The 16374-nt window shown below is 63.5% G+C and carries 9 protein-coding genes and 1 tRNA gene; 6 read left to right on the forward strand and 4 right to left on the reverse strand.

Annotation, left to right across the window (positions count from 1 at the left end; genetic code table 11):
• Positions 1 to 40: 40 nt before the first annotated feature.
• Positions 41 to 1786 (forward strand): serine hydrolase, encoded by a 1746-nt coding sequence (locus BSZ35_RS16060; RefSeq protein WP_105013389.1) that lies wholly within the window; start codon positions 41 to 43, stop codon positions 1784 to 1786.
• Positions 1787 to 1833: 47 nt separating this feature from the next.
• The gene (locus BSZ35_RS16065; RefSeq protein WP_105013390.1) at positions 1834 to 2718 is read left to right on the forward strand and encodes a DUF4097 family beta strand repeat-containing protein; all 885 of its coding nucleotides are present in this window, start codon (positions 1834 to 1836) and stop codon (positions 2716 to 2718) included.
• Positions 2719 to 2941: 223 nt separating this feature from the next.
• Here the strand turns inward: BSZ35_RS16065 and BSZ35_RS16070 are convergent.
• The 3 genes from BSZ35_RS16070 to BSZ35_RS16080 form a co-directional block, all read right to left on the reverse strand.
• Positions 2942 to 3018, reverse strand: a tRNA-Met gene (locus tag BSZ35_RS16070).
• Between the two features lie 91 nt (positions 3019 to 3109).
• Complete coding sequence (locus BSZ35_RS16075; RefSeq protein ID WP_105013391.1) at positions 3110 to 4657, reverse strand: amidase family protein; 1548 nt, start codon at positions 4655 to 4657, stop codon at positions 3110 to 3112.
• 93 nt (positions 4658 to 4750) lie between these two features.
• Entirely contained in the window at positions 4751 to 5095 is a 345-nt protein-coding gene (locus tag BSZ35_RS16080) for a twin-arginine translocase TatA/TatE family subunit (RefSeq protein ID WP_105013392.1), read from the reverse strand.
• Between the two features lie 454 nt (positions 5096 to 5549).
• Here BSZ35_RS16080 and add point away from each other — a divergent pair, with 454 nt between their 5' ends.
• The 4 genes from add to BSZ35_RS16100 all read left to right on the forward strand — a co-directional run bounded on the left by add (position 5550) and on the right by BSZ35_RS16100 (position 15832).
• Entirely contained in the window at positions 5550 to 6635 is a 1086-nt protein-coding gene (gene add / locus BSZ35_RS16085) for an adenosine deaminase (protein ID WP_105013393.1), read from the forward strand.
• A 372-nt stretch (positions 6636 to 7007) separates the two neighbouring features.
• Positions 7008 to 8519 (forward strand): aminotransferase class V-fold PLP-dependent enzyme, encoded by a 1512-nt coding sequence (locus BSZ35_RS16090; protein ID WP_105013394.1) that lies wholly within the window; start codon positions 7008 to 7010, stop codon positions 8517 to 8519.
• 430 nt (positions 8520 to 8949) lie between these two features.
• Positions 8950 to 12075 carry a PD-(D/E)XK nuclease family protein gene (locus tag BSZ35_RS16095; protein ID WP_105013395.1) on the forward strand — a complete coding sequence of 1042 codons (3126 nt, stop codon included), beginning with the start codon at positions 8950 to 8952 and terminating at the stop codon, positions 12073 to 12075.
• Positions 12076 to 12424: 349 nt separating this feature from the next.
• A complete protein-coding gene (locus tag BSZ35_RS16100) occupies positions 12425 to 15832 on the forward strand; it encodes a UvrD-helicase domain-containing protein (protein WP_105013396.1) in 3408 nt (1135 codons plus the stop codon).
• Here BSZ35_RS16100 and BSZ35_RS16105 read toward each other — a convergent pair whose 3' ends face one another.
• Positions 15833 to 16363 carry a gluconokinase, GntK/IdnK-type gene (locus BSZ35_RS16105; protein WP_219846659.1) on the reverse strand — a complete coding sequence of 177 codons (531 nt, stop codon included), beginning with the start codon at positions 16361 to 16363 and terminating at the stop codon, positions 15833 to 15835.
• Positions 16364 to 16374 lie beyond the last annotated feature (11 nt).

Raw genomic sequence — 16374 nt, forward strand, 5'->3', positions numbered from 1 at the left:
GGCCGAATTCATTTCTCAGACCAAACGCTCGTGACGACCCATGATTCAGCGTGTTGCCATTTTGCTCCTGTTCGCACTTGGGGGCACCGTCCCGGGATTTGCTCAAGGAGACGTTCCGGTCCAGCGCATCGATTCGCTCGTGTCGGCCTACCATGATGCCCGTCTCTTCAACGGCGCTGTACTCGTGGGGACGGGCGATTCGGTGGCGTATGCCACGGCGGTGGGAGACGCCAACATGGAGTGGGATGTGCCCAATACGACCTCCACACGTTTCCACATTGGATCGGTGACGAAGCAGTTTACCGCGGCCCTCATTCTGACGCTCGTCGCCGAGAATACGGTTGCGCTGGATAGCACAATTTCCACCTATCTTTCCGGGTATCCCGGACCTGGGGCAGATCGGATCACCATTCACCATTTGCTTGCCCACCGGTCTGGGATTCCGAGTTTTACCGCCTTCGAGGACTACGAGTCGCGCACCATGCGGCTGGAGTGGGAGCCGGACTCGCTCGTTACGACGTTTGCAAGGCGGGGACTCCAGTTTGAGCCCGGGCGTCAGTGGAGCTACTCAAACTCCGGCTATTTTCTTCTCGGCGTGATCGCGCAGGAGGTGACGGGTCAACACTACGCCGCGGCCCTGCGCGAAAAGGTGTTGGCCCCGCTCGGGCTCGACGGCCCGATCGGCTACGCGTTCAGCGAAGAGGTCATTGAGCGAGAGGCCAGCGGCTACACCCAGACTGTGTGGGGCTATCAGCGAGCCGAGCCGATTGAGGCCTCCGTTCCCTTTTCCGCCGGGATGCTCTACGCGACACCGACGGGACTGTACCGGTGGACGCGGGCGCTGCACACGGGACAGGTTCTGCCGGATTCGCTTTACGAGGCGATGACGACGCCCCACTCGGAGAATGGGTACGGATATGGCCTCGTGATGCAGAGTGATACCATTGGGGGCACACTGGTCTCAATTACGGGGCACGGGGGTGGCATCAATGGGTTTACGACGTCGCTCAACTACACCACCCCGGGCGACTACACGGTCCTGGCGCTCGACAACACCACGAGCGAGAGCACGAGCCGCCTTACCGAGGGCATTCGTCAGGTGTTGCACGGGGGGACACCCCCGTCGCCCCAGCCGTCGGTGGCTCGGGCGCTCTGGCCGGTCGTGCAGAAGCAGACGGTGGCCGACGCAACGGCGCGCTATCGGACGCTCAAGCAGGAGCGGCCCAACGCCTACGTGTACGATCCTACTGAGCTTGTTCGCCTCGGCGATGCGCTTCGGGAGAAGGAGCGGCCCGCCCGAGCGATTGGCATCTACGAGTTTGCCCTCTCGATGGACTCGACGCTCGCAGACGCGTATGCCGGGCTCGGCCTTGCGGAACGGGCGCTAGGAAATGACGCAGCTGCCGAACCCCACCTCCAAACGGCACTGGATCGGAATCCGGCCCTGGAGCAGGCACAGCGGGCCTTGCGAGAAATGGGAGTAGAAGAGGGCACGTCTACGGTGACGCTTTCCCCGGAACTGTTGGAGCGATACACGGGAGTATATGCCGCCCAACAGCGTCCCAGCTTTAAGCTCACGATTACGCGAGAGGGGAAGCAACTGTACGGGCAGGCCACCGGGCAGGCCCGATACCGACTTTATCCCTCCTCCGAGACGCGATTTTTCCTGAAGGTGGTGGACGCGCAGGTTGAGTTCACCGTAAAGGAGGCGAGCGTTCCTCAGCTCACCCTTTATCAGCGGGGCCAGGAAATCCTCTTTACGCGAACGGAGGAGTCCCCCGAGTAATGCCGCATCCCTGTCATCAGTTTTTTCCTTCGGACCCACGCACAGTTATGGATTTCCGGACTCTCCTCGTTCTCGTCAGCATTCTGTTTGGCAGTGGGCTTGGAGGCGCCTTGCATGCCCAACCGTACGAGCGCACCCGGAGCGACACCCTTTCGGACGCGCCGGCGGCCCTGGCGATTGACAATCGAGAGGGCAGCATTACCGTTTCGTCCTGGTCCCGCGATGGGGTCGTGTATACGGCCCGCATCGTATCGGGGCAGGCCCAGGAGATTGTTGAGGAAACCATGATCGAAGTAGACCGCTTCGATCAACGGCTCTCACTGACGAGCAACATGGATGAGATTGACCCCCAGTGGGCGTTTGGGCCCGAACTGTATGGCTACGGCGTTACGTACCCTGAGGTGCACTATACGGTCCGGGTGCCGCCATCGGTCGCTGTGACAATTGAGGACCAGGAGTCGACTGTTGACGTCGCCGGGCTTGCAGCGCGGCTACGGGTCGACACCCAGGAGGGAGCGATCACCGTGCGCAACCATCGGGGCCCGGTTCGGCTCGATACCCATGAGGGGACGTTGACACTGACGGATATCGTCGGCGACGCAATGATCGATACCCACGAGGGATCGGTTGAGGCGCAGGGGCTTCGGGGGCGGTTGCGACTCGATACCCATGAGGGGCAAGCGGCGGTAGCAGTCGACTCGCTCGGAACCACCACCGTTGATACGCACGAGGGAGAGGTGACCCTCACCGTCCCGTCCCGCAGCGGGTTTGACCTGTCGACAGACCTTGGGGAAGAGGGGATCCTGCGGAGTGATTTTGCGATCGATGCGCTTCGGACGGAGGACGGACAGTACGAGGGGCGTGTCCACGGCGGGGGGCCGCTGCTTCGGGTGTCTTCGGTAGAGGGAGTTGTGCAAGTGCTACGCCCGTGAGGACGGGACAGCCTTGGCTTGCCTTTTTGCCGTGAGAATTGCACAACCGCATTCAGGACAAAGAGACTGCGGCGGCGGGAGGCAACCCCGTCTGTTGCAGGTTTCTCCAGGAGGGCCAGCACTAGTACTGGAAGATTCCTCCAGGGGCACGGCACCTGGGGAAAGACGCGCCGTAGAAACACAAAAATCCCCTCCCAGCGCCGCTGATAGGGGATTGTGTGATTGGTAGCGTGGGGGGGATTTGAACCCCCGACCTCCGGGTTATGAATCCGACGCTCTAACCAACTGAGCTACCACGCCAGAAAGTCGACCTGTTATATCGAATCGGGCGCGCAGAGTGTTTCCGAGTCGCCGTGAAGAAGCAGTGGACGAGTCGTTCTTTAGGGACGGCCTATTCGCTCGTGAGCACGTCGCCGACCTGAAGGAGCACCGACTCGTCAAAGTGCGGCCCGAGGAGCTGCAGGCCCACGGGCAGGTTGTCGGTCTCCGGATGCGAGCCGATGGGCACCGTAAGGCCCGGGATGCCGGCCAGGTTGGCGGTGACCGTGTAGATGTCGTTCAGGTACATCTCCAGCGGGTCGTCGGTCTTCTCGCCGAGCTGAAACGGCGGGGTGGGCGTGGTGGGCGTCACGAGTACGTCGACGTCCTCGAAAGCCCGGTCAAAGTCGTGGCGGATGAGGGTGCGCACCCGCTGGGCCTTCTCGTAGTACTTGTCGTAGTAGCCAGCCGAAAGGGCATAGGTGCCCAGCATGATGCGGCGTTTTACCTCGTCGCCGAAGCCTTCGGTGCGGGTGCGGGTGTAAAGGGCGTCGAGGGCGCTTTGCTCGTCGTCCAACTCCGCTTCGAGTTCCGTCACGCGATCGTCGTCGCCCTTCGTTCGAGCGGCAGAGAGCTCGCGTTGCAATTCTTTGCGTCGTTCCCGGAGCTCGTGCTTCGTTTCCTGCAGGTCGGCGCGGAAGCCGTACCGGATGCCGTCGTAACGGGCCAGATTGCTGGAGGCCTCGGCGGTGGCGAGGAGGTAGTATGTAGCCACGCCGTACTCGGTATGCGGAAGGGAGACCCGCTCGATCTCGGCGCCCTGATCCTCCAGGGTCGCCACCTGGTCGCGCACCATATGCCGGATGGTGGGATCGAGGCCCTCGGTAAAGTACTCGTCCGGCAACCCCACCTTCAGCCCCTCCACCTCGCCCGTGAGGGCCTGCGTGTAGTCCGGCACGTCGACGGGCGCGCTGGACGAATCGTTCGGGTCTTCGCCCGCCATCACGTTCAGGAGCGTTGCCACGTCTTCCACGCTGTTGGCAAGGGGCCCGATCACGTCGAGCGACGAGGCGAAAGCCACGAGGCCCGACCGGCTCACGCGGCCGTAGGTCGGCTTCAGGCCCACGACCCCGCAGAACGCCGACGGCTGCCGCACCGATCCGCCGGTGTCGCTGCCAAGGGCGGCATGGCACATGCCCGCGGCCACCGCGGCGGCCGATCCGCCCGACGAGCCGCCCGGCACGTAGTCCGGATCGTGCGGGTTGCGCACCGGACCAAAGTGGGAGGTCTCGTTCGACGAGCCCATGGCGAACTCGTCGCAGTTCGTCTTGCCGATGAAGATGGCCCCGGCGTCGCGAAGACGCTCAATCACCGTCGCGTCGTACAGCGACGAGAAGTCTTTGAGCATCTTCGACCCGCAACTGACTGGGTAGCCGCGAATGCAAATATTGTCCTTTACAGCGAGCACGAGCCCCGAGAGGGGACGTGCATTCCCACGCTCTCGCTGGCTGTCGAGGTACCGGGCGTGGTTAAGGGCGCCGTCGCGATCGACGGTCGTGAAGGCATTGAGTTCGTCGTTTCGGTCGTCGATGCGATCCAAAAACGACGAGACCAGCGCTTCACACGTGGTCTCGCCGGCGTCGAGGGCCCGATGGGCCTCGGCAAACGTCGGTTGATCCATACTGAAGGGCGATTCTGCGCAGAACGGAGGCGAGAGCAAGAGAGCGGAGATGCCCGACGGGGCACGACTCGGAATGCTACTTCCGACGACAGATTAGGAGGCTTCCTTCTTGGGGTTCGCAGATTCGGCATCGGCGGCCTCGGAGTCGGACGAGCCGTCGCCGGAGGAGTCGGACGCGTCCGCGGCCGATCGCTCCTGTTGCGGTTGCTGCTGGGACTGGCGCGCCTGCGGCTGCCCCTGTTGGGGCGACTGCGGCCGATTGATTTGCCGGTTCTGAGCCTCGGATTCCAGCTCCTGTGAGATCTCGCTCGTCGCGTCCTTGAATTCGCGGATGCCTTTGCCGATGCCGCGGGCGATCTCGGGGATACGCTTGGCCCCGAAGATCAGGAGCACAACCAGGAAGATGAGAATAATTTCGAGGGGGCCGAAGCTGCCCATGACCGAAAACGGGATGGGTGAGAAAGTACGGTGGGACGCGTCCGCTCGGAGAGAGCGAACCGAACGACGAAAGCCTCCCGGTACGGGACCGAAGAGAACGTTGTGTCGCTCGTTCTACAGGACCCAAACAACCAACAGCAAAGGGTGGGGGTTCCGTCCGCAGAGATTGGGGGGCGTGTCGTCGGAATTGAGCATGGAGACGGCCGCGCGAATTGCATATGAACGGGGGCAAGCAGGGAAAGACGCAAGGGAACTGGCTGGGCCGGGGGAACGGGGCGCTCCGCTCAATCGGGGCGAAAAAAATCGCTGACGGCATTCGGAAGAGCGAATTCCTCAAGATGATTCCTTCCGGGATCCGGAAACAGCCCCCGACGCGCCATGTTGGCAAAAATCACTTTCGCGCGCCCTTCGACGGGCCCGTCCCCTCTGTCTGTTGCATTGATGGCTTCCAGCTATGGCTTCTCCAACGACGTCCGATCCGGCTCCGCTTACCCGCGACGACATTCAGGCCTGGCCCAAGGCCGAGCTTCACTGCCACCTCGACGGCTCGATGCGGCTCGAGACGATGCTCGAGCTGGCGAAGACACAGGGCAAGCGGGACGTGCTTCCGTCCGACAGCGTGGAGGGGCTTCGGGACGAACTGCGGGCCGTGGAGGCGTCCGAGTCGCTGGAGGCGTACCTGAGTTGGTTCGGGTATGCGCTTCCGCTCCTGCAAACGACGGAGGCCCTTCGACGGGCCGCCTATGAGCTGGCGGAGGACAATGCCGAGGAAAATGTGCGGTACCTGGAGGTGCGCTACTCCCCGATTTTGCACGTCGAGGAGGGCCTGAGTTTGGAGGCCGTGAACGATGCAGTCTTGGACGGACTGGCTCAAGCGGAGCGCGACTTCGACATCACGACCTCACTCATCATCTGTGGGCTGCGGGACCGGTTTGAAAGTGCGTCGATGCGACTCGCTGAGATGGCGGTCGAGTACAAGCACGAGGGCATCGTGGCGTTCGACCTGGCGGGCGGCGAGGCCGGCAATCCCCCCAAAGGGCACCTTCACGCCTTCTACCACGCCCGCAACAATCTCCTCAACCTCACCATCCACGCCGGCGAGGCCTGGGGACCGGATTCCATCCGGCAGGCCCTCTTCTACTGCGGCGCTCACCGCATTGGGCACGGCATCTCGCTGCGCAAGGATCCGGAGCTGATGCAGTACTTTGCCGATCACCGCATTCCCCTTGAGGTGTGCCCGTCGAGCAACGTGCACACGCAGGCGGTGCCGAGCCTGGAGGCTCATCCCATCGAGACCTTCGTCCACTCCAACATTCCGGTGACGGTGAACACCGACAACCGTCTCTTCAGCCGCACGTCGGTAACGGAGGAACTGTGGCGCGTGTATCAGCACTGTAACCTGGACGCCTCGGACCTGCGCGAGATTGCGCTCAACGGATTCCGCTACGCCTTCCTGCCGTACGAGCAGAAGCAGAGTCTTCTCCGGTCCACCATCGACGATTTTCCGCTGAAGGCCGGTCCGGAGACGCCTCTCTGGTAGGATACGCTGGCGCCAGTGATTCGAAGCGCCTGGGCAACGGGGCACTCCTCGTTTGGTTGAGGCATCAGGTGGGGGACGGGACGCCCCCCACCATCGTCATCCCGTGCGTCTTCTGCGACGGAGTCGGGAATGGACGGCTCGCCGTCGTAGGGGGACGAGGCTGTATCGAGGTCGGCCCAGACGGTATGGGGGGCGAGCAGGAGAGCGGAAAACTGGGCACGAGCTGTCCATGCTGTGCTATCCACCCCACATGGAAAAATCCGAGGTGCACTGGGCCAAGAAGACCCGAGTCCGTGAATCTCCTGAAGGCGCTTGCAGTTTACCCCCTCGTAGCCACGGCCATCCCGCTCGTCTCATTGACTCGTTTCCGCTATGATCGACTCCACACTCCCGACCCAGATCGACCCGCTCGGGGCCCGCACCGAGCGACAGCAGCGGCTGGAGGCGCTACGGTCGCAGTTCACCGGCCTCGATACGGAGTATCCGCTGGCCGACGACACGACGGCCCGCCGCATCTATCTCGACAGTGCGGCCTCCAATCTGCGTCTCACGGTGGCCGACGACGTGGTGCGCCGTGCGCTCCGACACTACGCCAACACCCATTCGCAGCTGCACTTCGGGGCGCGGGTGATGACGCACCTCTACCACCGGGCGCACGAGATTGTGGGCGACTTTGTGGATGCCTCCGACGACTACACCGTTATTTTCAACGGGAGCGGCGTCACCGGCGGCCTCAACCGCACTGCGCGCGTGCTGGCCGAGCGGCGGCCCGAGCGGGACCTCGTCATCACCACGATGATGGAGCACCACGCCAACGACCTGCCTCATCGCAAGCACGTGGGCGAGGTCGTGCACGTCCCGCTGGAGAAGGACCCGGACGGGGAGGCGGGACGCGTGGACATGGCGGCGCTCCGGGCAGCCATTCAGGAGCACGCCGATCGGCTCAACTACGTGGCTGTGACGGCCGCCTCCAACGTGACGGGTGTCATCAATCCGGTGCACAAGATTGCGAGCATGGCACACGAGGTGGGGGCGCTGTGCGTCGTGGACGCCGCGCAGTCGGCCGCCCACCTGCCGTTCAGCGTACAGGGCGGAGCCGAGGACGAAGCGATCGACGTTCTGTGCATGAGCGGGCACAAAATCTACGCGCCGGGCAGCCCGGGCGCCATTGTGGCCCGGAAGGCACTTTTCGAGGGACTGGAGCCGCAAGAGGTGGGTGGCGGCATCGTGAATCGGGTCGAGACGGATCGGTATGAGATCATGGAGGAGCTGCCGGAGCGGGAGGAGGCCGGCACGCCCAACTTGCCGGGCGCCCTGCGGCTGGCCGCCACGCTCTACCTGCTCGGGCGGATCGGGATGGACGTGATTGAGGAGGACGAGCGCACGCTCACGCAGTACGCGCTGGAACGATTCGAAGCCATCGACGGGCTCCAAATCTACGGCTCGCATCGCCTGGAGGTGGCCGATCGGATCGGCGTGATCACGTTCAATCTCGACGACCTTCCCCATGGACTCGTGACCGCTGCGCTCAACGACTACTTCGGCATTGCCGTGCGGAACGAGTGCTTCTGCGCGCAGCCGTTTGTGCGGGAGCTGCTGGGCCGAACGGGCGGAGAAGGGGCCTCCTCCACCGAAGGGGAATGCGCGCCTGACTCGCAGCCGGGCATGGTCCGCGTCTCGTTTGGGCTCTACAACACGAAGGAGGATGTGGACGCCGCTGCCGACGCCCTGGCCGACATTGCGGCCCGGCCCGACGAGTATCGGGCCCAGTACCGCCCGCTTCTCAACGGCAGTGGCGATTGGACGCACCGCACGTTCGAGTATCCGCCGGAAGAGGCCTTTTCGATGGAGGACGAGATCGACGATTGGCTCCGCTCTGCGTAATTTCTTGGAGCTGGAGTATCGAGGAATTCAGGGCTGATGTTTTCGGGTTAGGAAGAAGAAGCGTCAGTGATCGGTTTCTGCTCCCCGGCCTGAAAACTCAGGCGCCCGGTCGGCGGCGACGGCAAGATGTCTCTGCTGCGCGTTCTTGTTTGAGCGGAAGCGAGATTACCGGTCTGAGATCGGTTGACGCGCAGAGTCTTGCCGGAGCAGGGAATCTGGGATTCCCAGCGTCAGCCTGAGTTTTCACAGCCTTGATCTTTTTGGCTCATTTTTCCATCAAGGCAAAAATGAACATCAAATCATTAGTGATGGGTCCAACCGTTGCCGAACGCTTATCTGATTTCTAAAAGAACGTGGGAGACGCACATCTTTGAAAAAGGGCACGAAGACGCATAATCGAACATTGGCATTAGGAGATAATACTGACCGAATGACGCCCAGCATTCTCGTCGAGCAGTTGAATCGGCTGCGGGACACCCATCCGCGCGCCCCGCTCGTCGTCTTCGTTCCTCGTACACAGCTGGGACATGCCCTCGAAACAGCCCTCGCCCGACACCGCGGCGGATGGGAGGGGCTGCAGTTTCAGATCCCCCGGCACTACGCCGAAGCGGTTGCCCAGATCGATGTTTTGACGTCCGGGCGACACGAGGCACCAGTGGAAGCACACCTGTTTCGCACGGCCCGCATTCTCCAGGAGCGCCCCCAACAGAAGACGGACAGCCTGCCGGGCTGGCACCTGCTTGCCTCCACGGTCGCACGCGCGATCGACACGCTTCGAGAGGGTGATGTGTCTGTCGAGGCCATTCGGCAACGGGCCACAGCGCCCGACGCGTCGGAGACGCTCGGCATCGTGGCCGATTGCTATGAGCAGTACAGGGAAGAGTTGGAGGCACGCGATCTCTATGATGACGCGACCGTCTACCAGTGGGCCACGGAGCGCGTGCAGGCCGGAGACGCGCCGGGCGTGGAGGACACGGTGTACGCCGTTGCGGGCGCCGCTGAACTTTCGGAGCACGCGGCGCAGTTTCTGAAGGCCCTTCAGGCACACGCGAAGGACGTTCTGCGCCTTGGGGTCGACGGTTCAGGCCCCGCGGCGATGGCGCCCCCGGAGACGGCCGCGGCACGGTTCGGCAATGTAGACGTGGTGCCCGTCTCGACTGCGGAGGATGAAGCGGAGACGGTCGACGATCGCTTCGTACGGGCCGTGGGCGCCACGAACGAGGTGAAGGCCGTCATTCGGGATCTTCTGGAGGACGGGGTTGCCTTCGACGACGCGACGATTGCCTATGCGAGCTCACAGCCGTACGCGAGCCTGATTGCGGATGAGGCTGAGCGGGCCGGCATCCCCATCACGATGGGCACCGGCCTTCCGGCGGAGCAGACCCGCACGGGGCGGGCGCTGCGCGGGCTCTACGAGTGGGTGCGTGAGAACTACGATCCGGCGATTCTCATCCGGATGCTGCGCGAGCGGCTCCTGCGGACGGATCGCTGGCTCGATCGCGAAATTGACGACTCTGATGAGGGCAATCTGCCGAGCCTACGTCCGCACGAGGCGGCGACGCTTCTGGCCGGCCGATCCTACGAATCCGGTCGGGACGGGCTGCTCGGCGGCCTTCAATCGGCGATTTCCTCTGTGAAGAAGAAATCGGAGGAACGGGCCGATTGCACCCTAACGGATCGGGAAGAGCGGCGCCTGGAGCGACGTCGGTTGCTGGCCGGATACCTGAAGGCGCTCGTGGAATTGGTGCCGCGCGAGGGCGACGTGCGGATGCTAGCAGAGAACAGTTGCACGTTTCTTCAGACGTTCGGTCCGTTGGATCCTGTAGAAGATGTGGCGGAGGAGGAGCGCACGCTCGACGAGGCGGCCCGCCAGCTCCTCTACGATCGCCTCACCCGACTCAGCGAGATGGAGGTTTCGTGCGAGGCGTCGGATCGTCAATTGGCCGCGATGATGGGGCGGTGGCTCGACGAGCAGGCCGTGCAGGCGCAGCGCCCTCGCCCCGGCCACGTGCACGTCCTGCCGCTCGAAAGCGCCGGCTACAGCGACCGGTCGCACTTGTCCGTCGTGGGGCTCGATGGCACCACCTTCGCCGCGCCCATGGTGGACAACGGCATGCTGCAGGACGCCGACCGGCGCGCCCTGGTGGAGTCGCTTACGACTGTTGCGGAGGAGACCCGTCCCACCACGCCCGCCGACGATGCCCTGTGGCGGGCCGCCTGTGCTCTGGAACGACACCGTGGGCCCACGGCCTACTACACGCGCATCTTCGATGTCGAGGCCGGGGAGGAGCGGGATCCGTCGTCGCTCTTTCTGCAGAAAGAAAGTGAGGCGCTTGCGGGCCAATCGGATGACGACAAACAGGAAGCGTCCCGCACGGTTGGCCTCATCCCGGCCGCTGACGGCATCGCGATTGCTGATCGCGACCGGTGGCTGTCGTCGTATCGTCGGGGACGTCAGCGCACAGAGGCGTTGGCCGACGAGGAGACCTCGGCCCGCGATCGGCTGGAGGCAGAGCATCCGTGGATTGTAGACGGTGAGGCGGCCCGGCAGGCGCGGCAGTCCGACCGCTATACCGTCCATGACGGACTCTTGCCCGCAGCCGACTATCCGGAGCTTGATTTCTTTGGGGACGATGAGCGACCCGTGTCGGCCTCGCGGCTCGAAACCCTCGCCGAGGCGCCGTACGTCTACTTCCTGAAATACGTTCTCGGCGTGCGATCCCTCGATGAACCCGCGATCAACGACGATCCGTGGTTCAACCCGCTGCGGAAGGGCACGCTCCTCCACGCGATCTACGAGCAGTTCATGGAGGACTTAAAGGGAGAGCCCCCTTCTGCTGAAGATCTCGGAGATCTGATGGAAATCGTCGAAGAGAAGTTGGAGAAAGAGATGGAAGAATCTGCGGCTCCATCCGAGGTTGCAAAGCAATCGGCGCTGCGAGCGCTCCGTCGCAACGCGAAGCTCTTCCTCCGCGCCGAGATCGAGCACGGAGAGAACTACGCCCCTGATGGGTTCGAATGGGGCTTCGGCTTTCCGCCGCATCGTCGCGAGGATCAGGACCACGACACTCCCGCTCGTCTGACGGTCGACGATCGATCGCTGCAGCTTCGTGGCCGCATTGATCGGGTGGATCGCAATCGCGAGACTGGGAATCTTGTGGCCTGGGACTACAAGACCGGCGGCACGTCGTCCTACGACGAAAGCGACCCGCTGCAGGACGGCAAAACGCTCCAGTGGGCGCTCTATGCCTACGCGCTGGAGGCCCTGTGGGGCGAGACCGTGGAGGCCTCGGGGTACTTCTTTGCGACGGCGGCGGAGGTGGGCCGTCGGATGACCGCGTCTCCCGATGCACACCGGACGGCGGTGAATCGTCTTCTGTCGCGGCTGGGGGCTCTGGCGGAGAGTGGGACCTTTCCGGTGGCGCCGCATCTGCCAGACGTGACGGACTGGAAGTGGAACGGGTACGACCGCATCGTCAAGGATCTGCGGGAGCGGCGGCGGGAGCTGAAGGGCAAGGCGTATCCGGAGGATCGGCCCGAGCCGCCCTCGTTCTGAGTCTTCTCAATTTTCAATGGTGCTTTTTCGGTCACATTCGGCACTTGCATCCTGCAGTGGGGCGTCATCCATTTTGGATGTCCTTTTTGTCTTGGTACAAAAGGGACTGAAAAGATCAAGGCTGTGAAGAAAACGGCTGAGTCCCTCGACTCGTCACTGAAATTCGGCAAACTCCCAAACCGACAGTGGTCGGTTCGCTCAGACATCCCGAATTTCGGTTGCTGTGAGTCTCAGGACTCTCCGCGCCGTTTTCTTCAAGGCCGTGGGTGTTTTCCCGTATGAAGAGAGGCCAGCAATCGTACTCTACCGTCCCTTCTTCTCTTTCAGCTTTCGGCGTCGACCTCATCTGATGAAAGCAACATCTCTCCAAGATCAGTCAGAGCGCTACGATGATGCAGCCGTCCGGCGGCGGATTGGGCCGTGGGACGAGGACGGTGTTCCCGATCTCGATGCGTTCGATCCGGATACCAATTTCGTGGTGACGGCGGCGGCCGGATCGGGCAAGACGACGGCGCTCGTGGCCCGCATGGTGGCGCTGGTGCGGCAGGGCGTGCCTGTTCGGGACCTCACCGCCATCACGTTCACGCGGAAGGCGGCGGGGGAAATGAGCACCCGGTTCTTCAAAGAGTTGCAGGAAGCGCGGGTTGTGTTGCCGGACGGGTCTGCGCAGCACGAGCGTGTCACCCGGGCGCTCGGCAGTGTGCAGTCCGCCTTCATCGGCACCATCCACTCGTTTTGTGCTCGGCTCCTGCGCGAACGGCCTCTTGCAGCGGGCCTGCCCCCGGACTTTACGGCGGGACTGGAGGACCGGGAGGAGCGACAGCTCCGGGACCGTGCGTGGCAGCAGCACCTGAGCAGGGTGCACGAAGACTCGCCAGAAAGGATTGAGCGCATTGCCGAGTACGGCCTCGATCCGCAGGACCTCACGGCCTTCTTCGAGCGGCTCTGTGCCTACCCCGAACTTTCTCCGCTCGTCGACGCACCGGACGAGCCGCCGGCGCTGGACGCGGCGGTGGCAGCGGCCCGCGAACGGCTCCGCGAGTGGGATGCTCGTCGCCCCGATACGTTGCCCAAGGGGGAAGACGACGTGATGGCGGCCTTCGACACGGCCCGACGGATGCTCCGCTATCGCGATCTGGACGCGCCCGCCGAAAAAGCGGAGTTTCTATCGTTGTTTTCCGACGTGTCGGATGCGGAGCGGGCCGACGTCAAGATCACCTACTGGAAAGGCGATCAGGTTGACAACAAGGACTGGGCGAGGTCCCTTCGCGACGATTTGTTGCCCAGCTTCATCGAAACGACCGTGCAGCCGGTCCTCCGAGACTGGGAGGCGCTCGTGCATGAGGCGGTGGTCGACTTTACACAGCCGGCTGTCGAGCGCTACCGGGAGCTACGGCGGGAAGAGGGCCTGCTCACGTTCCACGACCTGCTCTCCCATACGCGCGATCTGCTCCGTGATCACCCCGACGTGCGACGGACGATTCAAGAGCGGTACCCGATTCTTCTGGTCGACGAATTTCAGGACACCGATCCTCTCCAGGCCGAAATCCTCTCGTTCCTCGCCAGTCAGGACCCGATGGAGCGGACGTGGGACGCGTGCCGGCCTCGCGACGGCAGCCTCTTCATCGTGGGCGACGACAAGCAGTCGATCTACCGGTTTCGCCGGGCGGACAAGGGCGTGTTCGACGCCTTCCGCACGCGCATCGACGACGAGCCGAACGGAGAGGCCGTTACGCTCACGAAGAACTTCCGCTCGCGGACGCCCATCTGCGAGTGGTGCAACGACGCGTTCGGGGCCATCTTTGACGACCCCAACCTCCGAGACCTTCAGGCCGAGTACGTGCCGTTCGATCCCCAGCGAGCCGCTGGACCCGAGGGGACGGCCCTGCGCCGGAATCCGCTGGACAAAGTGGGCTGGAACCGGGGCCGTCAGATTGCCGAGCAGGACGCCACCCGCATCGCACGGTTCATTCAGGCGGCCCGGGCGGGAGACGCTGAATCTGATTTTTATCGGGATGAGGAGGGCGCCGTCTTCGAGGATGAGGTCAATTTTTCGGACTTCCTCATCCTGACCCGCGCCAAGACGCGGCTCGGGGTCTACACCGACGTGCTGGCCCGTTACGGCATTCCGTACACCGTCACCGGCAGCGAAGACCTGGGCGACAGCGACGAGCTCAAGGCCGTGGTCGACCTCCTGCGCGCGGCGCTGCGCCCGGACGATCCGATTGCGGCGGTGGCCTACCTGAAGGGGGCACTGGCCGGGTGGAGCGACGACGATCTGTATCGGTTCCGTCGGGCCGGCGGGGACTTCGGGCAGATGGACGAACCGGTGCCCGACGCCGTTTGGGAGGCGCTGGACGATGACCGGACAGATCGGATAGAGGGGGCTTTCGATCGGGTGCGACACGCTCGTTCCGTCGTGCTGTCAGAGCGACCGAGTGTTGGCATCGAGCAGATCGTCGACGCGTTCGGCCTTCTGGCCGGGGCGGCGCATCCCGACGATCCGGCCGAAGCGTCCATGCGGGCCGGGGCGGTGCTTCGCATCACCAGCTACGTGCAGCACCTGGGGGCACAGGGGCTGGGGTGGGGCGAGGTGGTGGAGGAACTCGACCTCATTCTGGAGGGGGAGGAGTCCGTGGATGGCATGACGTTAGAGACCGGTGGAGGGGATGCGGTGCGGGTGATGAACGTGCACCAGGCGAAGGGACTGGAAGCGCCGGTCGTTTTTCTGGCGGATCCCTACAGCAGTGGCAGCGCACCCAAGCCGACGCTTCACCTCCGCCGTAAAGAGAATGAGATTGTAGCGCCGGTGGTGCAGGGCGAAGGCTACTTCACGCGCATCACGCACGCCCCGCTCGGTTGGCACGACGATACGCAGGCGTCCTACCGGGGAGAAGAGGAACGGCACGAGGCGGCTGAGGAGCACCGCCTTCTCTACGTCGCAGCCACGCGGGCCGAGCGCCTGCTGGTCGTGTCTACCTACCCAGAGAAGCCGAACGACGGGCCGTGGGCGCCGCTCTACGAGCCCCTCCAGGCGGCGGACGTACCGGCGCTTGCGGTTCCGGAGGGCAAGCCGCCCATTCCCCCACGAGCACCGGCCCCGGATCTGGAAGAACATCGCACCCGGCGAACCGAGCGGATTGCAACCCAGTCGCATCCGTCCTATACCTACACGTTCGTGACCGATGAGAAGGAGGGAGGAGCGCTTCTTCGTGCAGAAGCCGGGTATGGGCGCGAATTCGGGACCGCGATGCACCGTTTGTTCGAGCAGGTCGTGCGGCACCGTCTCACGCCTCTGGAGGTGTCCGACGATGTCCTTCAACACGTGCTCGAACAGGAAGACGCCGAGGTCACAGAAGCAACGGTGCGCCGTCTGCGCTCCATGCTGGTAGCCTTTCAGGAGAGCTGGATCTGGGAGGAACTTCAGGCCGCATCAGAGCTCCACACTGAGCATCCGTTTGCTAGACAGATGACCGACAGCGAAGGAGGAGAATCGTCTGAGCAGATACTGCGAGGGGATATTGATCTGCTCTATCGGCGCGACGACACGTGGACGCTCGTCGACTTCAAGAGTGATCGGGTTGACGACGCGGAGGGGCTGGCGACGGCACTTGGACCCAATCACAAGTACCGGCGGCAGGTTCGGGCGTACGTGGAGGCGTGGACCGACGTGACCGGAGAGCCGGTGGGGACGTCGGGCCTTTGGTTTGCGGATGCGGGGACGTTCGTCTCCGATGCCGGTGCCGGGGCGGCCTAATTAGGAAGGGGAGGAGAGTTCCGACATCTGATTGCGGATGGACTCCACAATCTCGTCCGGGGGGGCGTCGATGTGCACGATCACGGCCTCCTCGGGAGTTGGCTCCTCCAGCGTGGCAAACTGGCTGTCGAGAAGGTCAGCGTCGAAGAAGTGATCGGCGCGGGCCTCCATCCGCTTGCGGATGAGGTCGTACTCGCCGCGAAGGTAAACGAGATGAGCGTTCTCGGCACCGTCCAGGAGCACGTCGCGATACGAGGATTTGAGGGCCGAGCAAGCGACGATAGCCGGATCGTTGGTCGCGAGGCGCTCGTCAATGAACGCGCGAATGGAGCGCAGCCACGGCCAGCGGTCCTCGTCTGTTAGGGGCTCGCCCCGACGCATCTTGGCCACGTTCGCGTCCGGATGGAAATCGTCTCCGTCCACGAAGTCCCAATCCAGGACCTCGGCCAGCCGGGTGCCGATCGTCGTTTTGCCCGATCCCGACACTCCCATCAACACAATGACCATTGGCCTGTCGGGATCAAATTCCACATTCATAGCTC

It is taken from the genome of Salinibacter sp. 10B, from assembly GCF_002954405.1.
Classification (GTDB): domain Bacteria; phylum Bacteroidota; class Rhodothermia; order Rhodothermales; family Salinibacteraceae; genus Salinibacter.